This is a genomic window from Nocardia rhamnosiphila NBRC 108938 (genome assembly GCF_000720425.1).
In the GTDB taxonomy this organism is placed as follows: Bacteria; Actinomycetota; Actinomycetes; order Mycobacteriales; family Mycobacteriaceae; genus Nocardia; species Nocardia rhamnosiphila.
The window spans coordinates 795254-812806 of record NZ_JOAJ01000001.1 but is presented as its reverse complement, the minus strand read 5'-3'; the positions used below and the strand labels follow the sequence as shown (position 1 = coordinate 812806).

The following is a 17553-nucleotide window of genomic DNA, read 5'->3' as shown; positions in this document are numbered from 1 at the left end:
CCCGCACCGCCGCGGCCGCTGGATGGAGTCGCCGGTGGACGGGGTCAGTAATAGTGCCGCCGGCCACCGACCGGCCGGCCCACCGAGCCGGCGATGGCCAGTACCGCGCCGACTACGAGCAGAACGAGGCCGATGGTGGTGAGCACGCCGATACCGAGCAGGTAACCGGCGATGAGCAGAACAAGTCCGAGAACGATCATGACACTGACTTTCTGTTTCGATATTCGATATCCGGGCGAGGGACAGGGATTACTTGGCGGTCGCGGCGCTCTTGTCCGGCTTGCGCAGCAGTTTGCTCATCGACCAGGCCGGAGCCGGCGGAGCGGCGGGCGCGGGCTTCTTCGCCGGTTCGTTGGTCTTGGCGAGATCCCGCTGGGCGGCGGCGATCTCCTTACGCGACTGCCGCAGTTCACGGCGGGTCTCCAGACCCCGGCGGGTGGATCGCCACGCACCGGCGGAGACGAGACCCACTCCTAGCCCACCGACGACACCGACGATGATGCCGATGAGGAACAGTTCACCGGTGGTACCGGCGAAATGGTAATCGAAGACCGAGAAGTCGCTGGTCAGCCGATTGACATCACTGGTATTGGCCGCGACGCCGGCGACACCGGCGGCAACCGCCGCGACGGCGATCACGAGCCCGAGAACAATGATCATGGCAATCCCAAGGGTCGAGGAACACTATGCTCCCGCTATTCCCGGCGACGACGATGTCAAACGGGGGGAAGGCCATGTCCGCCAGTCCGATTGACCGGCGGGGTGGATCCGCGGGCGCGGACGGCCGGAACTCAGGCGAACAGGTCGCGGACGAACGGCACCGAGTCGGGCAACGAATCGTTCACGGCGCCATCGTGATCGGTGGGGTACACCTTCAGCGTCACCGGCTGCCGGTTCACCCCGAGCACCGCCGCGAACCGCAGCGTCTCCGGGGTGATCACATCGGTGTCGAGCAGACCCTGCCCGAGGAAGAGCGGCTTGTCGTAGCCGGATTCCGGCAGGCCGAGATAGCGGGTGAGCAGCCCGCGCAGATCCGGAATATCGGCCAACGGCCGGGTGAAGAGGTCTCCGATCACCACACCATGGGCCACCAGCTCGTCACCGAACGGGGACAAGCATTCGGTGCGCGCGCGTTCCAGCCAGTACCGGCCGGAATCGGTGAGCAAGGATTCGATGTCCAGCTCGGGATAGGTGGTGCGCAGTCCGTTGAGCAGGTACAGCGCGTACGCCGTGGTGTGTGCGCCCAATTTCACCGGCGGTACGCCCGGTCCCATGAGAGCGAGGATGTTCTCGATATAGGCGGGGACGCCGGTGGCCACCGCGCCGCGGTAGTCCAGTTCCGGGCCGCCGAATTCGGTGGCGTACCGGGCGGTGGTGACCGCGGCTCCCCCACCCTGCGACTGCCCGACCACGACCCATTTGTTCGACAGTGCGGCATAGTGCCCCGACGCGGCCCGGACCGCGTCGACGACATTGTGCGCCTCCACCACCCCGTTCAGGTACGGATGCTCGCCGGGAGTACCCAGCCCGGCGTAGTCGGCGGCGACGATGGCATAACCCTGCTCGAGCCATCTACCCAGGTACGCCCAGTCCCGTGCCACGGCGCCCGGGCCGGCCACACTGTAGGCGCAGGAATCACCGAGCCCGACCGTACCGTGCGCCCAGGCGATGACCGGCCAACCGCCGGCCGGGGGCGCGCCGGCGGGGAAGTACACGGCGGCACTGGCCACGGTCGGCGCTCCGCCGACCGTGGTCGTCGTATAGAGCATGCGCTCCGAACCCACCGAGCCGGGCAGCACGGCCGGAGCGGCCAGCGGTTCGACGGATTCGACGACGCCGGTGCCCGGTGCCGCTACCGCGTGCCCGCCGGGCAGCCCGGCGATCGCCGCCGCCAGCAGCGCGGTGACCGCGGCCGTACCGAATTTCCGCATGATCTTCCTTTCGCCGGATCACCCACCGGTGCCGTGCCGCCTCGGGCGGAACCCGGCCAGTCTTTCACCTGGACGGGCGACCAAGCATGTCGGCATGCCGTCCGGCCCGCGACAACCGGAAGGACGGGCGAGGCAGGTCCGGCCATCCGGCCCGGGCGAGGACCGAGAGATCATCGGTGGCGGGATCACGAGTTCGAGGCGGCCGGGCCGTTCAGTTCACGGGCCGCGGTGCGCAGAATCTACCGGCCGGGCTCGGCGGGCCGGCGCGAGGGCGCTGCCGGGTCGGGCGGGTGCTCGGCACGCGTGGGCGGACGTCACAGTGGCCTCGAGGTCATCCGATTCGCAGTGGACGACCACCAATGCGCCGGGGTCGCGAGTGTTCTGCCTCGTAGTGAGTGGTCGCCGACCCGACGGGAGATGGCGAAATACCCGTCCTACGACCTTTTTCACGACGATGGTCATTGCTGTAACGACGGTGTGGCGGGGTGGGATGATGCGTCGTCGTCGGCGAGGGTGAAGTAGTTCTCTTCTTCCTGCAGAAAATGCAGTCGCAGCAGGGTGTGCAGGCCGTAGAGGCAGGCGAGTAGGTCGTCGATCTGGTCGGTGGCGATATGACCGGTGGCCCGGGCCAGTCGGAGATGGGTACCGATACGGGTGGCCAAGCGCTGGATCTCGGCATGCGTCCGGCTCATGGTGGCGGTGGCTTCGCTGCTCCCCAGCGGTCCGGCCAACGCCGGATACAGCTGGGTTTCTTCGGCCGTTTCGTGTGGTAGCAGGCGATCGACGAGGAACCGGTGCGCGTCTTCCACTGCGGACAGCGCCCTCCGGTCGGGGTGGCGGGCAAGCCGGTCGGCGGCGGTGCGGAGCAGACCGATGGTGTCGCGCAGTTCGTCGTGTTCACCCGCGAAGCGGTACAGCAGCCGTCCGGTTTCGGCAGGCAGTTGTACGCGGGCAGCGGGGCTGCCGCGTAGCGCGCGCAAGGCATTGACGATGACCGCGACGTCTATGGCTTCTTGCAGCAGTGCACCCGCGGCCGGTGGCAGCAGGCCCAGCGCCGCGATGATCATCGCTATCAGAGACAAGCTCATACCGGCCACTGCGCTCTGGATCGCGATGTGGCGCGACCAGCGCGCGGTGTCCATCGCGTCGGCGAGACGGTCCAGGCGATCGGTGGCCAGCACGATGTCGGCGGCTTCGGACGAGGCGGTCGAGCCGCGCGCGCCCATGGCGACCCCGACCGTGGCAGCGGCGAGCGCCGGTGCGTCGTTGACTCCGTCGCCCACCATCACCGTGACCGCGGCGTCACGTTCCCGCTGCACCGCGTGAACTTTGTCGGCGGGACTCTGTCCGGCGTACAACTCGTCGAGGCCCAGGACGGTGGCGACCTCGCGGGCGGGTTCGGGCCGGTCGCCGGTGAGCATGACCAGCCGGTCGAGCCCGGCTCGGCGCAGGCGACGCACCGTACGCGGGGCGTGGCGGCGGAGCGGGTCACGCAGCATTATCGCGGCGGTGAGCCGGTCGTCGACGACGATCCACGAGATAGCCGCCGAGTCCAGCGCCGCCCTGTTCAGCGCCGCCCGCGCCCAGTGGTCGCCGATCGCTGTATCCGGTAGCTTCCCGACCTCGACGCGATGCCCGTCCACGACACCCCGCACTCCTCGTCCGGGTTGCTCGGTCACATCCGAGGGCAGCGAGAGCACCAGATCGCGAGTCAAGGCTTCGGTGACGATCGCTTCGGCCAGCACATGCGGCGACAGTTGGTCGAGCGAGGCCGCCAGCCGAAGCGCGTCGGCCGGGTCGTCGCCGGGCGCGGCGATCACATCGGTCACCGCCGGTCGACCGGCGGTGAGTGTGCCGGTCTTGTCCATCACCAAAGTCGTCGCGTGGCCGAGATTTTCCAGCGCCCCGCCGCTGCGGATGATGACTCCCTGCCGGGAAGCGCGTGAAAGCCCCGACACGATTGCCACCGGCGCGGCCAACAGCAAGGGACACGGTGTCGCCACCACCAGGACCGCCACCGCACGCACCAGCGAGCCACTGAACACCCACGCACCCGCGGCAATCAGTAGGGTCAATGGCAGGAACCAGGTCGCATACCGGTCGGCCAGACGCACTATCGGCGCGTTCTCGGCACCGGCCTGCTCTGCCAGTCGCACGATGCCGGCGTAGGTGCTGTCCTGCGCGGTCGAGGTGGCGCGGATTTCGAAGGTCGCACCGGCATCGACGACCCCGGAGCGCACCGGCTCCCCGATATCGCGTTCTACCTGCAGCGGCTCACCGGTGAGAACCGACTCGTCCAAGACCGCGGGTGGTCCGATGATCCGCCCGTCGACCGGGACCACCTCGCCGGCCGCGACCACCACGATGTCACCGACGGCTATGTCGTCGATCGCGACCGTGGTCACCTCACTGCCGCAGCGGCGCCGCGCGGATCTCGGGACATGCTCGAGCAGCGCTCGCAGATCATGGGTTGCCCGCCGCTGCGCGGCGGCGTCCAGCGTGCGACCGGTCGCCAGCATGACAGCGATCAACGCACCGGCCAGATACTCCCCGACCACCAGGGTGCCGACCAGGGACAGTACCGCGATCACATCGACCCCCGCACGTCCCTTCGAGATGGTGGCCACCATCCACCACACGGCGGGCACCAACGCCACCACGGTCGCCGCGATCCAGCAGCCGTCGGCAACACCCGGCGAGCCGACTGCCCAGGCGATCAGGCCACCGGCCAGCGCCGAAGCCACCGACACCAGCAGTCCGGGCTCGATCCACCGCCGGCCCCCGTGGGCCCACCCGCCGATCACCGAACGCTCAGTCACCATCGGCGGCACCTTTCCCGGGCGGGCCGGCTCGGAACGCCTCGACTCCCGCTGTTCAGACATCGGGGTGTGAATCGAGCACTTTCATACGCCGCACGTACTCGTCGTCGGTGATCTCGCCCCGGGCGTACCGCTCGGCGAGCACCTGTCGCGGACTCGCCCACACCCTCGGTGGCGGTGTCGCCGACGAGGCCATATACCGCACCAGCAGAACAGTTCCCGAGACAACCAGCGCCCAGAACAGGACCGTGCCGGCGACCATCAGCCCGATCCCCCACCCGCTCATCCCGGTGCCGTACCACATCACCACGACCATCCCCCACCGTCACCGAGCCATCGGCACACGACCGGGTTCCGCGTTCTCATGACAACCTCCTCCGCCGCCGCACCGGATCGCTGCCTCTCACCCTGGCGGCCCGAACCGGAATCACGGCAGAGGACGAGGGCCTCGGCAGCGGGTACAACGTCACCGGGATCGACCCGGCCGTCAGGAGAACTGTTCGGTTTCGCCCGCACCGGCGGTGCCGGGGGGAACCGAATGACCGCCGACCGCCACGAGCGCCGACCAGGGCGACGCGGTCATGGATCGGATACGCGCGGCTGGCAACATCACTCCGATGCGGCCGCGCGAACCCACCGACTCCGGCCGACCGTACTATCGGGGTTCATGGGCACGGCCGGTTTCGTGTCTCGACGAGCAACGCTGGTGCGAATTCGCTCGGCGGCGGTGCTGCTCGGCCCCGCTTTCGTGGCGGCGATCGCGTATGTCGATCCCGGTAATGTCGCTGCCAACATCAGTGCGGGCGCGCGGTTCGGGTACCTGCTCGTGTGGGTCATCATCGTGGCCGACGCCGTGGCGGGTCTGGTGCAGTACCTGTCCGCGAAACTCGGGTTGGCCACCGGCCGGACGCTGCCGGAGCTGGTGCGTGGCCATACAAGCCGCCCGGCGCGGCTGGCGTACTGGGTCCAGGCGGAAACCGTCGCCATGGCGACCGATATCGCCGAAGTGGTGGGCGGCGCCATCGCGTTGCACATCTTGTTCGGCCTTCCGCCTGTCGTGGGCGGTGCCGTCACCGGCATCGCGTCGATGATATTGCTGGCGATACAGAACCGGTTCGGGCAACAACCCTTCGAACGGGCCGCGATAGGCCTGCTCACCATTATCGCCCTGGGCTTTCTCGCCGGTGCGGTCCTGGCACGCCCATCGATTTCCGGCGCGATGGGCGGCGCTGTGCCCCGTTTCGACGGGACCGAGAGCATGGTGCTCGCCGCCGCCATAATCGGCGCCACCGTGATGCCCCACGCGGTGTATCTGCACTCCGGGCTGGTCCGGGATCGGCACGGCCATCCGAGGACTCGTTCGGAACTCGCTCGGCTGCTACGGGCGACCCGCAGCGACGTCGGGATGGCCATGCTGCTGGCCGGTACGGTCAATCTGGCGATGCTGCTGGTGGCCGCCGGTACCCTGCACGGCCGCACCGAAGCCACCTCGTTGGACGCGGCATTCGCCGGAATCGGCGACGCGCTGGGGCCGGCGGCCGGAGCGCTGCTCGCGACCGGCCTCCTCGCCTCGGGCGTGGCATCGACCTCGGTCGGCGCCTACGCCGGCGCCATGATCATGCAAGGTCTTCTCCACCGGCACGTAGCGCTGGTCGTGCGTCGGCTGATCACACTGATCCCCGCATTCGCAGTCCTGGCCGCCGGAGTCGACCCGACCCGGGCACTCATCATCTCCCAAGTGATCCTGTCCTTCGGCATACCGTTCGCGCTGGTCCCGCTGGTTCGCTTCACCAGCGATCGAACCCTGATGGGTCACGACGCCAACCATCGGTTCACCACGGTGGCGGCCTGGTCGGTGGCCGCCCTCGTGACAGCGCTCAACGTGGTGTTGCTTTCACTCGCGGCGACCAGGATCTGATCCCGGCGTCCGGGCGTAGGTGAGCTCTCGCGATCAGCCGCGGCACGGATGATCGACGGTCGTGATCCGTCGCCGGCCGGGAAGTCCGATGAGTGTGCCGGTGGATGACGGGCGCTGCACCCGGCGCGGCCGGCCGATAGGGCAGGTCGGCGGACCGGCCGACATAATCCAATGATGTCCCAGCACCCGGACTTTTCCGTCAAACCAGTCCTCACCGGCCGAAATGTTCTGCTCCGGCCGTTTGTCGATGCGGACCTCGACGCCATCCGTGCGGCGCTGCGCGACCCGGAGGTCCGCCGGCTCACGGGTAGTGTCCACGACGAGACGCAAGAGTTCGCGCCCGAGGATCCGGCCGAGGTCGCGAAGTTGCGCGACTGGTACGCGAGCCGGACCGCCCAGCGGGACCGACTCGACCTCGCGGTCGTCGACAGTATCGACGACCGATGCGTGGGAGAAGCGGTGCTGAACCAGTGGGACCCCGCCAACCGCAGCTGCAACTTCCGCATTCTGCTCGGCCCCGCCGGACGCGGACGCGGGCTGGGCACCGAGGCCACGCGCCTGATCGTCGGCTACGGCTTCGAGCAGCTCGGCCTGCACCGGATCGCACTGGAGGTCTACGCCTTCAATCGCCGCGCCCATCGTGTCTACGAGAAGGTGGGCTTCCGAGCCGAAGGAGTCCTCCGCCAATCACTGCGCTTCGGGGACGAGTGGATCGACGCCACCGTGATGTCCATGCTCGCGCACGAATGGGCCGGATAACCACCGGCGGCCGGACCTCCGGCACACCGATGTGGAAGCGGGGGCCGCCGGCGCATGATCCGGCCGCGACCTCGGACGAGGCGCGAAGGGCAGCCGTGAGTCCTGGTCCTACATCTGTTCCGGCCGCCAGGTGGATACCGCCCAGATGACCACCAGGTCGATCGCGATGACCACGATCGACCACCACGGGTAGTACGGGATCCACAGGAAGTTCGCGATGATCGACAGCCCGGCCAGTACCACCGCCGTGATCCGCGCCCACAACGCGCCGGACATCAGGGCGAGAGCAGCGATCACCAGCAGTATCCCCAGCACGATGTGGATCCAGCCCCAGGTGGTGGTGTCGAACTGGAGAATATAGTTCGGTCCGGTCACGAACAGCTCATCGCCCGCGACCGCCGAGATTCCCGCCAGAATCGACAGCACACCCACCGCGAGCAACAGCACCGCGGCCGCGATCGAGGTCACCGCCGCCACGCCCTGCTTCACCGGAGAGCCTCCAGGTTCTGTCCTGTATGTCGTCATATTCCGCCTCCCGAGAAGTGATCGGATCTCACCCAAGTCCACTCGGCCACTGCACACCTCACCCGTTGCGTATGAATCCGGCCCACCCCATCCGCGTGCTGGTGTACCGGGACCGCCGGTCCAGGTGCCGTTAAAATGATAGATAGATTCGCATATCTACGTATCTACAGTCCGCTGATACACAGCGAGCGGTGTCCACTCCCCCGGCCCGATGGATACTCCGGAGATCGGCCGGTATTCGCGTGCGCGCGGACGGGCCCCGGCGTACGGTCGAAGCTGTGAGCAGCGGCGCCGTACCGGCGACAGCGGTGAAGGGCTCGGGCCTGTGGGCACGGGTGTTCGCGGCGCTGTACGATCCCCTGCTCTGGCTGGGTGAGAGGTCGGGTATGGCCGATCGCCGGCGGGATCTACTCGGCCGCGCCCGGGGGCGGACCGTCGAACTCGGTAGCGGTACCGGCCTCAATTTGCGGTACTACCCCCACGACCTCGACGAGCTGATCCTGACCGAACCGGAAGCCGCGATGCGTACCCGGTTGACGCGGCGGCTGAGCCGTCGGCGAGACGGGGCGCGCGTTGCCGACGCCTCGGCGGAACGGCTGCCGTTCGCGGATGGCACCGTGGACACTGTCGTCTCGACGCTCGTGTTGTGCACTGTGGCGGACCCGGACGCGGCGCTACGGGAGATCGAACGCGTATTGCATCCCCGCGGCCAGCTGCTGTTCATCGAACACGTGCGCTCCGAATCGCCGCGACTCGCCCGTTGGCAGGACCGCCTCGCCGGCCCGTGGCGCCGGTTCGCCGAGGGCTGCCACTGCAATCGTGCGACTCTCGAGCTGATCCGAACACGCGGGCTGGACCTCGGCGATGTGCAGGAAACGTCGTGGCGGCACATGCCCCCGATCGTCCGGCCGCTGATCATGGGCGTGGCCACCAAAGCGGCACCCGGCCAGGACTGACGCCCACTCGTCTATCGCATGGCCTGCTGTTCGTACAGACGAGCCTCATGGCGCAGCACAGCCGCGCGCGCTCGTCCGGGCCCGGTTTCCCGGGCATCCGGTCGCTCACCGGACTCCCGGCAAGCTCGCTTCGCCCATTCGTAGGCATAGAGCGCCCGGCGTAGCCATTGCGAGGGGCTGTCCGCGACGGAACCGTTCGGGTGCGGATCATCCATCACGAGCGCCTCCATCGCGGCAGCAAATCCGTCGGGATCCACTGCGATCTGTCGATCATCCATCGCTTTCCCCTCTCATCGTGAGCTCACCAGCCGACCGGCAACAGGCACAGAGGCGACGGTCGGCGCCTACCACACCAGCTTCCGAGGTACGCATCGCCGGGGCATCGGTTGGTCGACCCGGGGTGTACCTGTTTCCGGCACCGCTCCGAGCTCTACGTCCGAACCCACCCGCTCGATACCCGTCACGGTGTGCCGAGGGTGCCGACACCCGACGAATGTGATCTTCCGTCGGCGTGAACGGGTACCCGATGCCGAGTCGATGCGATATCCCGGCCGGCCGAGCAGCACAGGAGCCCGACCTCCGATCCGGCCGGAGCACAGCACCGATATGACCGGCGGAGGCGATCCGGCGACCCGGATACCCCGTGCGACCGGTGCGCCCCCGGATCGGACCGATCACGAATCCGACTGCCGCGCATTATTACTGCTCACATTCTTGGTTCGAACCCCGCGCCGACCTGCCTATGATTCTGGCGGCCGGAGTGCCTCCGGCCCATGTACCACACCCTCGCCTGTTCCGAGGGTCGGAGAGGTGAGCTGAAATGATGGGAAAAAGACTGGTCAAGGCAACAGGAATGGTGGCGTTCGGCGCACTGCCCATGGCCGCGACCATAGTTCTCGCGGGTCCGTCCGCCGCTGAAGCCGCGACCGACCGAGCCATGCCCGTGGCCGGCATTCCCTTGCAGAAAAGCGAGGATATCGCGACCAACCCGCACGCGCTGATTCCCGATCCGGTGTTGAACGGCTCGTCCGCGGGAGGCTCGGTCGGTTCCGCGGTCGGGTCGGCCACCGGATCCGCAGCCGGCTCACTTCTCGGCTCCGTGATCGGCGCCCTGGTCGGCTGTCTTCGTCCGGACTTGATCCCGCAAGTTCTACCCTGACCCTAATCCGGTAGACCGGGCGGCAGATGGAACGATCGACCGCCCTGCATCGGTGGGACAGGATCGCGCTGCCTCCGGTGAGCAGCCCGTCGTCGCCGCGCGCTCGGGCAACCACACACGCCGGAATCCGACGGGGAGCTTCCGATATATTCGGTCCCTTGTGCCGGCGACATGGGCCTCTGGAGTAGATGACTGCCGCCCCTACCGCGACGGCCCGCCGAAGCGTGGAATCGACACTGTCAACCGACAGCCCAACGATCAGGAGGAACAATGAGTCTTCTCCCTGCGCACCGTCAGCAGCATTCGTTACTACCCGACTTCGCCGAGGTCTGGAACTCGCTGGCCCCGGCCACCGGCTTGGCCGCGATGTTCGGCACTCATCTGCTGCGGGTAGAGGATTCTGTCGACGACGGCCGATATCTGCTCAGGGCCGAGATACCCGGAGTGGATCCGGACAAGGACGTCGATATTTCCGTGCGTGACGGGCAGTTGACCATCAGGGCCGAACGCTCGGAGAAGCACGAAGAGCGAGGCCGCTCGGAATTCAGCTACGGCTCGTTCGTCCGGACCATCGCGCTACCGCGTGGCGCCGACGAAGACGGCATCGAAGCCAGCTATGCCAAAGGAATTCTGACTGTCTCGGTCCCCGTCACCGAGCCGACGGCAGAGGCGAAGAAGGTAGAGGTGAAACGAGCCGAATGATCCGGCGCCGTACCGCCGCGTGAACGCCGGACGTGCTGGATCCGGCGGTGCGCGCCAACACCGAGAGACCGGACCCTTCCGCAACCGGCAATCGGGGGTTCGCTTCGGCCGGACGGCCTCGGTGGAGACGATCGGGACACGATGCGGAGGCGCGGTGATGATCGAGCTCACAGGACTCGGCAAGTCCTACCGGAGCACGGTGGCGCTCGACGAGGTGACACTGCGGGTCACTGCCGGAGTGATCTTCGGATATGTCGGACCGAACGGCGCGGGAAAGACTACTACGATCCGGATCCTCGCCGGTCTGATGCGCCCGACGCGTGGTTCGGCTCGCATCTGCGGCGCGGACACGGTGCGCGAGAGAAAGCGAGCGCAACGCAACCTCGGATATCTGCCCGGACAGTTCGTCGCCTACCCGGATCTGACCGCCGAGCAATACCTCGGCTATCTCGCGCATCTGCATGGCGGCGTCGACCCGAAAGTGCGTCGTGGCATAGCCGACCGCCTCGATCTGGACGTCACGACCCGCATCGGTGCAATGTCCCACGGCAACCGGCAGAAGGTCGGCATCGTGGCGGCATTCATGACCGAGCCGCCGGTAGTGCTCCTCGACGAACCCACGAGCGGCCTCGATCCGCTGGTACAGCGGGAATTTCTCGCCATGGCGCGGGAGGTACGCGACAGCGGGCGCACGGTTTTCCTCTCCTCGCACGTGTTATCGGAGGTGGAAGCGGTCGCCGATACCGTCGGGATGCTACGAAAAGGCCGTCTCATCGAGGTTCGATCCGTGGCCGAGTTCACCGGACGGACAGTACGCCACCTCGACCTGACATTCGCCGGCCCGGCGCCGGCCCCGACCGTGTTGAGAGACCTCCCCGGAGTACGGCACGTGTACCGGGGCCCGGATCGACACCGAGTGGAGGTCGAGATGGATGGTTCCACGGCCGAATTGGTGAAAGCGATCGCGCCTTACGACGTCATCGATCTCGTCAGCCGTGAACCGGACCTCGAAGAGGTCTTCCTCGGCTACTACGGACAGGACTGAAACGTCATGCTCCGCAATGTTTATCTGAAGTGCTTGCGCGATCAGCGACGCGGCCTAGCGGGGTGGAGCATCGGCATAGTCGCGCTGGTACTTCTGGAGAGCGCACTGTGGCCATCGCTCTCGAATACGGCAGGCATGCAGGACTTCGTGAAGAACTATCCCGAACCATTACGTGAGCTGTTCGGCCTGGACGAATTCGGCACCGGCACCGGGTTTCTCAATATCGAGCTGTTCAGCATGTTACTGCCGACCCTGTTCCTCGTATTCGCGATCGGCCGAGGTGCCAGGGCGATAGCCGGCGAAGAAGAAGCCGGAACCCTGGAGGTTCTGCTGATGACCAGGGTGACGCCGATACGACTGGTACTCGAGCAGGCCGCCGTGCTCGCCACCGCGGCTTCGGCGCTGGGAACGGTGCTGTTCGTCGCGGTCACCGTGTTCTCCGCGGTATTCGGTCTCGGCGTCGCGGTCGGTGCGGCGCTGACCGGTGCCGTGGCCATGGTGCTCATCGCGGTCGAGTTCGGCTGGCTCGCCTTGGCGATAGGCGCCGCGACCGGCCGCCGCGTTCTGGCCATAGCGCTCACCTCGGCATTCGCGGTAGCAGCGTACGTTTTGTACGTGGCGAGCAAACTCGTCGATGCTGTGCGGCCCTGGGGCGCGCTGTCACCTTTTCACCAGGCCATCGACGGTGGACCCTTGGGCGCCGGGCTTCCTGCCGCATACGGCTGGCTACTGTCGGCGGGAGCCGTGGCACTGGTGGCCGGGCTCCCGGTCTTCCATCGTCGTGACATCGCCGGAGTATGAGCATGCTCGCCCGGGCACATGCCGCCTTCCGCGCATCCGGGTGGGATATCTGATCGAATGGCCCAATGATGTATCGCATTTCGAAAGAAACCAGAACATCGATGAAGTGGCGCGTCGCGGGCGCGGCCGGGGCCGCGACGGCAGCCGTGGCAGCGGTGACGATCCCGGCCGCGACCAGCGCCGCCGCGCCTGCCCGGTGCGCCGCGGAGACGCTCGAGCTGAGCACCCGCGAGCGCCCCTCCGACTCGCCCGGTCAGAGCCGGTTGGAAGTCGTGCTGACCAACACTTCCGCGCAGAGCTGCGCGGTACAGGGCTTTCCGGGCGTGGACCTGGTGGGCCCGGAAGATCCGACCTTCGGTCCGACCTACCAGCTGCCCCGCCAGGCCGCGGATCCCGCACCGCTGACGGTGGAGCCGGGCGCCGCGGTGAGCAGCCTGCTCACCTATCTGCCGGACGGCCCGGACGGCTGGGTGCCGGTGACGCTCGTCGTCACTCCGCCGGATACCACCACCCGGCTACAGGCGCCGTGGCCGGCGGGCGTGAGCGTGCAACGCCAGGATGGCGCCACCCACCCGGGCACCTTCATCGGCCCGCTGCAATCCGCCTGATCACCCGCCCGACCGCCGCGCCGACACCGATCGGCGCGGCGGTTCTCGTCGCGGGGACAGCAGACTTCGATCGAGCGAGAGCCGGGCGTTTCGACAACAGGATCCGAGACAGCTCTTCCACCGACCCGCATGTCCGGCTACATCCCGGCAATCACCGCGTAGGGTCGGGCCATGGCGACTGTCGCTCAGCATATGATCACGGCATTGCAGGTCAGCGGCGTCCGCCGGGTCTACGGACTGCCCGGTGACAGTCTGAACGGGTTCACCGACGCGATACGGCGATCCGACGGCATCACCTGGGAGCATGTGCGGCACGAAGAGGCCGCCGCGTTCGCGGCCACCGCGGAGGCGGCGCTGACAGGCCGGCTCGCCGTCTGCGCCGGAAGCTGCGGGCCGGGCAACCTTCATCTGATCAACGGACTCTACGACGCCCAGCGCACCCGGGTACCGGTGCTGGCCGTCGCCGCGCACATCCCGATCGGCGAGATCGGATCCGGATACTTCCAGGAAACCCATCCCGAGGATTTGTTCCGCGAGTGCAGTGTGTACTGCGAGCTCATCAGCAGCCCCCGATCGGCGCCGCGTGTCGTGGAGATGGCGATGCGGGCGGCGGTCGAGGAGAACGGCGTCGCCGTCGTCGTGATACCCGGTGAGGTCTTCCAGAGCCGCCTGTCCGGTGACCGGTGGAGCAGCCGGCCGGTGCTGCCGTCGCGGTCGGTGGTGCGGCCGGACGACTCCACCCTGCGCCGCGCCGCGGACATCCTCGATGCCGGGTCGCGGGTGACGATTCTCGGCGGCGCCGGTACCGCCGGCGCGCACGCCCAGGTCATGGCGTTGGCCGATACGCTGAACTCGCCGATCGTGCACGCATTCCGCGGCAAGGAACACCTGGAGTACGACAACCCGTACGACGTGGGAATGACCGGACTGCTCGGGTACGCCTCGGGATACAAGGCGATCAAAGAAGCCGACGTGCTGCTGATGCTGGGCACCGATTTCCCGTACACGCAGTTCTATCCGGAGGATGCCGCGATCATCCAGGTCGACATCCGCGGTAGCCACCTCGGCCGGCGCACCCCGGTCGATCTGGGCATGGTCGGCAGCGTGCGGGACACGATCGACGCGCTGTCGCCCCTGCTGGAGCAGAAAACCGATCGAACGCATCTGGACAGGTCGCTGCGGCATTATCGGCGCACCCGGCAATCGCTGGACGCGCTGGCGGTCAACGACAGCGACCGCACGCCCATCCGTCCGGAATACGTCGCCGGAGTGGTGAATCGACTGGCCGCCGACGACGCGGTGTTCACCTTCGACGTGGGATCGCCGACGATCTGGGCGGCCCGCTATCTGACCATGAACGGCCGGCGCCGACTGACCGGCTCGTTCACCCACGGCACGATGGCCTGCGCCCTACCGCACGCGATCGGTGCGCAGACGGCCCATCGGGGACGCCAGGTGATCGCCCTCGCCGGAGACGGCGGACTGACGATGCTGTTCGGCGAGCTGATCACGCTGTTGCAGAACGACCTACCGGTCAAGGTGATCGTGTTCAACAACTCGTCGTTGAACTTCGTGGAATTGGAGATGAAGGCGGCCGGGGTGGTGAATTTCGGCACCGACCTGTCGAATCCCGACTTCGGCGCCGCCGCCCGGGCCATGGGAATGCAGGGGCGCCGCGTAGAACAGCCGGCCGACCTGGAGCCCGCCATCGCGGAGGCGCTCGCGCACGAGGGTCCCGCACTCGTCGACGTTGTCGTGGCACGGCAGGAATTGACGATTCCGCCGGCCATCTCGGCAGAACAGGCCAAGGGGTTCACCATCTATGCCATCCGTACCATCCTCGCCGGCCGCGCCGACGAACTGCTCGACCTGGTCACCACCAACGTCGCCCGGCGCATTCTGGACTAGCCACGTCGCGACGCTCCCGGCCTCCCGGCCTCCCGGCCGATGATGGATCGCCGCCCGGGATCGTCGACGGGACGGATGCCTACTTCGCGTCTCCGTAGCACTCCACCACCGCCGTGGTGAAGGGGAACCGCACCGGTGTCGGCCCGAAAGCCAGCCGGCCCGCGGTATCGGCCGCGGTGGTGATCATTTCGGCGACCTGCGTCGCTTCCTCCGCCGGACAGTGCACGATCACCTCGTCGTGCTGGAAGAACACCAGCTCGGCACGGAGCCCGGCACGAGATATCGCATGTCGCAGACCCGCCAGCACCAAGAGGGCCCAATCGGCGCCGCTGCCCTGCACGACGAAGTTACGCGTGAAGCGACCCCGGGCGCGCGCCGCCGAGGTGCTGCGGTATTCGCCGGAATTCGCCCGGGACAGTTCCTCCTGGTCCGATGGCACGACCGATACCGGCGGGCAGGTCCGCCCCAGCCAGGTGCGGACCAGACGACCCTCCTCGCCGGCCCGCGCCGCGTCATCGACATAGGCCACCGCGGCCGGATATCGCCGGCGCAGACCGGCCAGGTGGGTCAGGGCATCGCCGGAGGTCTGGCCGTAGATGGCGCCCAGCAGGGCGAGCTTGGCTTGCGCGCGGTCGCCGCCGAAGCCCCGGGCGGCCAGATCCGCGTACAGATCCGCATCCCGGCCGGCCACCTCCATCAACCCCGGATCGCGCGAGACGGCGGCGAGTATCCGCGGCTCCATCTGGTCGGCGTCGGCCACGACCAGGGTCCAGCCCGGGTCGGCACGGATCGCCCGGCGGATCACTTTCGGGATCTGCAGGGCGCCACCGCCATTGGTGGTCCAGCGGCCGGTCACCGTCCCACCGGGCAGGTATTCGGGACGGAATCTGCCGCCGTGTACCCACTGTTCAAGCCAGGACCAGCCGTGGGCGGTATACAGGCGGTACAGCGTCTTATAGGCCAGCAGGGGCGCTACCGCGGGATGGTCGATGCGCTGGATTTCCCATTTACGGGTGGAGGACACGAGGATTCCGGCGCGGGAGAATGCCCTGATGATGTCGTTGGGCAGGTCCGGACGGACTCGCACCCCGTCCCCGAAGGCCCGCGATACTTCCTCGGCCAGCTCCGCCAGCCGGCGTGGTTCCGCGCCACCCGGAAAGCGCTCCCCCAGCATTGTGTCCAGCAATTCGCGGTGCACGTCCGCGCGCCACGGGATGCCCGACCGCGACATCTCCGCGGCGACCAGCATGCCCGCCGATTCGGCGGCGAGCAGCAACCGCATGCGCTCGGGATGCGTGGTGGCCGCGGTCCGGGCGAGCTGACCCGCGTAGACCTCCACCAGGGCGGTGAATTCGTCGGTGCCGGACGGCAGCGGTACCGGGCCCGACTCGAACAACGACGGCTGGCTCTCGGCGGCGCGCACCGGGGCATCCGGCGGAACGGGCAGGTTGTGTAGCCGAGCCCACGCGGCCGCCAGCGAACGGGGCTGACCCGACTGCCCCTCCTCGTACCCGATCAGCAGCGCCTCCGCGGCCTCCACGTCGTAGCAGCGCTCGACCCGCACACCGGCCGCCGACAGGGATCGATGGATCTCGGCGGTGGACCGCCACACCCACCGCTCGACGTCGGGGCGTGACCGTACCGCCTCGGCGAGCGAAGGCTCGTGGACCACCGCGGCGGCGGGCCGGCCGGCCGGATCGAGTGGACACAGATATGCGCCCCCGTCACCCGACTCCGCCACCGCCCACCGCACGTCCCCGAGTCTGGCACCAGGGTCCGACAGCCACGGCGACGGTCCCTCGCGTCGCATGACGGTTCACCGGCGAGCCGGCCGACACCGGTCAGCACCTGCTTCGGTACCACGACACACTCCACGGAGCCCCGCTGTGCCGCCATCCTACGGAGACCGGGTCGGCGCCGCTGTCCGAAATCCTCCCCATCCCAGCGGAAGTTCGACCCGACCGGCCCGTATATCGGCGACCAGGTGGGCGTAACCTTCGCGAGCCTGTCCGAGGTGAAACCACGACGTACGACGGAGACGCCGGTCCGCGGAGTGGAGCACGGTCCACCGAGCCTCGGCGTATCGGGTCGCGACCTGGTCCAGGGCCTGTCCGAGTGAGTGGGTATGGGTGCGAACCCCGGTACGGTGCGGCAGATATCGCACCCGCCAGGCGTCGATATCCGCCACCACCGTGGTGATCCGCTGCCGCAGATCCGCTTCGCCGGGCGGTACGGACGGTCGGGCCGGATTCAGGACAATGGCCAGTAATGCGGCACGCAGCTCGCCCAGTTCGCGGGAAAGGCCCACCAGCACCGGACCGCCGTCGGTATCGAGATGACCCGAGATCGCCGCAAGCAACCCCTCGGGCGAAAGCAAGGCCGCGGAGCCGTCCCCCGGGACTCCTTTCACGGCTCCGCGGAT

At 67.9% G+C, this 17553-nt stretch carries 18 protein-coding genes; 9 read left to right on the top strand and 9 right to left on the bottom strand.

Translation table 11 applies throughout. The annotated features are described in order from the left end of the window. Positions 1 to 44: 44 nt before the first annotated feature. From IG75_RS39670 to IG75_RS0103755, 5 genes are all read right to left on the bottom strand, one after another. Positions 45 to 200, bottom strand: coding sequence for a DUF6131 family protein (locus IG75_RS39670; RefSeq protein ID WP_168165606.1), 156 nt, complete (start codon positions 198 to 200; stop codon positions 45 to 47). Between the two features lie 49 nt (positions 201 to 249). Then, positions 250 to 660 carry a hypothetical protein gene (locus IG75_RS36005; protein ID WP_051714185.1) on the bottom strand — a complete coding sequence of 137 codons (411 nt, stop codon included), beginning with the start codon at positions 658 to 660 and terminating at the stop codon, positions 250 to 252. 131 nt (positions 661 to 791) lie between these two features. Next, positions 792 to 1931: a lipase family protein gene (locus IG75_RS0103765; RefSeq protein WP_030519725.1), complete on the bottom strand. Its 1140-nt coding sequence runs from the start codon at positions 1929 to 1931 to the stop codon at positions 792 to 794. A 458-nt stretch (positions 1932 to 2389) separates the two neighbouring features. Continuing rightward, the gene (locus tag IG75_RS0103760) at positions 2390 to 4753 is read right to left on the bottom strand and encodes a heavy metal translocating P-type ATPase (protein WP_051714184.1); all 2364 of its coding nucleotides are present in this window, start codon (positions 4751 to 4753) and stop codon (positions 2390 to 2392) included. 52 nt (positions 4754 to 4805) lie between these two features. Next, complete coding sequence (locus tag IG75_RS0103755; RefSeq protein WP_245713098.1) at positions 4806 to 5066, bottom strand: SHOCT domain-containing protein; 261 nt, start codon at positions 5064 to 5066, stop codon at positions 4806 to 4808. 351 nt (positions 5067 to 5417) lie between these two features. Here IG75_RS0103755 and IG75_RS0103745 point away from each other — a divergent pair, with 351 nt between their 5' ends. Together IG75_RS0103745 and IG75_RS0103740 are read left to right on the top strand one after the other, a co-directional pair. Continuing rightward, positions 5418 to 6668 carry an Nramp family divalent metal transporter gene (locus tag IG75_RS0103745; RefSeq protein WP_030519722.1) on the top strand — a complete coding sequence of 417 codons (1251 nt, stop codon included), beginning with the start codon at positions 5418 to 5420 and terminating at the stop codon, positions 6666 to 6668. Positions 6669 to 6842: 174 nt separating this feature from the next. Then, positions 6843 to 7427, top strand: coding sequence for a GNAT family N-acetyltransferase (locus IG75_RS0103740; RefSeq protein WP_036512638.1), 585 nt, complete (start codon positions 6843 to 6845; stop codon positions 7425 to 7427). A 108-nt stretch (positions 7428 to 7535) separates the two neighbouring features. On the opposite strand, the gene IG75_RS0103735 is transcribed toward IG75_RS0103740, so the two are convergent. Next, positions 7536 to 7952: a DUF7144 family membrane protein gene (locus IG75_RS0103735; protein WP_030519720.1), complete on the bottom strand. Its 417-nt coding sequence runs from the start codon at positions 7950 to 7952 to the stop codon at positions 7536 to 7538. Between the two features lie 278 nt (positions 7953 to 8230). On the opposite strand from IG75_RS0103735, the gene IG75_RS0103730 reads away from it, so the two are divergent. Next, complete coding sequence (locus IG75_RS0103730) at positions 8231 to 8908, top strand: class I SAM-dependent methyltransferase (protein ID WP_245713099.1); 678 nt, start codon at positions 8231 to 8233, stop codon at positions 8906 to 8908. A gap of 11 nt (positions 8909 to 8919) precedes the next feature. On the opposite strand, the gene IG75_RS38905 is transcribed toward IG75_RS0103730, so the two are convergent. After that, complete coding sequence (locus IG75_RS38905; RefSeq protein WP_063045229.1) at positions 8920 to 9186, bottom strand: hypothetical protein; 267 nt, start codon at positions 9184 to 9186, stop codon at positions 8920 to 8922. Between the two features lie 575 nt (positions 9187 to 9761). On the opposite strand from IG75_RS38905, the gene IG75_RS0103725 reads away from it, so the two are divergent. The 6 genes from IG75_RS0103725 (at position 9762) to poxB (ending at position 15131) form a co-directional block, all read left to right on the top strand. After that, complete coding sequence (locus tag IG75_RS0103725) at positions 9762 to 10067, top strand: glycine zipper domain-containing protein (RefSeq protein WP_030519718.1); 306 nt, start codon at positions 9762 to 9764, stop codon at positions 10065 to 10067. A 270-nt stretch (positions 10068 to 10337) separates the two neighbouring features. After that, on the top strand, positions 10338 to 10769 hold the full coding sequence (locus tag IG75_RS0103720; protein WP_030519717.1) for an Hsp20/alpha crystallin family protein: 432 nt from the start codon (positions 10338 to 10340) through the stop codon (positions 10767 to 10769). Between the two features lie 157 nt (positions 10770 to 10926). Further along, a complete protein-coding gene (locus IG75_RS0103715) occupies positions 10927 to 11814 on the top strand; it encodes an ABC transporter ATP-binding protein (RefSeq protein WP_030519716.1) in 888 nt (295 codons plus the stop codon). Positions 11815 to 11820: 6 nt separating this feature from the next. Then, positions 11821 to 12615: an ABC transporter permease subunit gene (locus tag IG75_RS0103710; RefSeq protein ID WP_030519715.1), complete on the top strand. Its 795-nt coding sequence runs from the start codon at positions 11821 to 11823 to the stop codon at positions 12613 to 12615. Between the two features lie 101 nt (positions 12616 to 12716). Continuing rightward, on the top strand, positions 12717 to 13223 hold the full coding sequence (locus tag IG75_RS0103705) for a DUF4232 domain-containing protein (protein ID WP_030519714.1): 507 nt from the start codon (positions 12717 to 12719) through the stop codon (positions 13221 to 13223). A 171-nt stretch (positions 13224 to 13394) separates the two neighbouring features. Continuing rightward, on the top strand, positions 13395 to 15131 hold the full coding sequence (gene poxB / locus IG75_RS0103700; protein ID WP_030519713.1) for a ubiquinone-dependent pyruvate dehydrogenase: 1737 nt from the start codon (positions 13395 to 13397) through the stop codon (positions 15129 to 15131). 79 nt (positions 15132 to 15210) lie between these two features. Here poxB and IG75_RS0103695 read toward each other — a convergent pair whose 3' ends face one another. Both IG75_RS0103695 and IG75_RS0103690 read right to left on the bottom strand, forming a co-directional pair. Then, positions 15211 to 16884 carry a bifunctional 3'-5' exonuclease/DNA polymerase gene (locus IG75_RS0103695; protein ID WP_030519712.1) on the bottom strand — a complete coding sequence of 558 codons (1674 nt, stop codon included), beginning with the start codon at positions 16882 to 16884 and terminating at the stop codon, positions 15211 to 15213. 144 nt (positions 16885 to 17028) lie between these two features. After that, complete coding sequence (locus IG75_RS0103690; protein ID WP_156058608.1) at positions 17029 to 17541, bottom strand: hypothetical protein; 513 nt, start codon at positions 17539 to 17541, stop codon at positions 17029 to 17031. Positions 17542 to 17553: the final 12 nt, after the last annotated feature.

Coding starts and splice junctions, on each gene's coding strand:
- IG75_RS0103765 (WP_030519725.1), bottom strand. CDS start 1,931: ATGCGGAAATTCGGTACGGCCGCGGTCACCGCGCTGCTGGCGGCGGCG.
- IG75_RS0103715 (WP_030519716.1), top strand. CDS start 10,927: ATGATCGAGCTCACAGGACTCGGCAAGTCCTACCGGAGCACGGTGGCG.
- IG75_RS36005 (WP_051714185.1), bottom strand. CDS start 660: ATGATCATTGTTCTCGGGCTCGTGATCGCCGTCGCGGCGGTTGCCGCC.
- IG75_RS0103725 (WP_030519718.1), top strand. CDS start 9,762: ATGGTGGCGTTCGGCGCACTGCCCATGGCCGCGACCATAGTTCTCGCG.
- IG75_RS0103735 (WP_030519720.1), bottom strand. CDS start 7,952: ATGACGACATACAGGACAGAACCTGGAGGCTCTCCGGTGAAGCAGGGC.
- IG75_RS0103720 (WP_030519717.1), top strand. CDS start 10,338: ATGAGTCTTCTCCCTGCGCACCGTCAGCAGCATTCGTTACTACCCGAC.
- IG75_RS0103740 (WP_036512638.1), top strand. CDS start 6,843: ATGTCCCAGCACCCGGACTTTTCCGTCAAACCAGTCCTCACCGGCCGA.
- IG75_RS0103705 (WP_030519714.1), top strand. CDS start 12,717: ATGAAGTGGCGCGTCGCGGGCGCGGCCGGGGCCGCGACGGCAGCCGTG.
- IG75_RS38905 (WP_063045229.1), bottom strand. CDS start 9,186: ATGGATGATCGACAGATCGCAGTGGATCCCGACGGATTTGCTGCCGCG.
- IG75_RS0103710 (WP_030519715.1), top strand. CDS start 11,821: ATGCTCCGCAATGTTTATCTGAAGTGCTTGCGCGATCAGCGACGCGGC.
- IG75_RS39670 (WP_168165606.1), bottom strand. CDS start 200: ATGATCGTTCTCGGACTTGTTCTGCTCATCGCCGGTTACCTGCTCGGT.
- IG75_RS0103760 (WP_051714184.1), bottom strand. CDS start 4,753: ATGGTGACTGAGCGTTCGGTGATCGGCGGGTGGGCCCACGGGGGCCGG.
- IG75_RS0103745 (WP_030519722.1), top strand. CDS start 5,418: ATGGGCACGGCCGGTTTCGTGTCTCGACGAGCAACGCTGGTGCGAATT.
- IG75_RS0103755 (WP_245713098.1), bottom strand. CDS start 5,066: ATGGTCGTGGTGATGTGGTACGGCACCGGGATGAGCGGGTGGGGGATC.
- poxB (WP_030519713.1), top strand. CDS start 13,395: ATGGCGACTGTCGCTCAGCATATGATCACGGCATTGCAGGTCAGCGGC.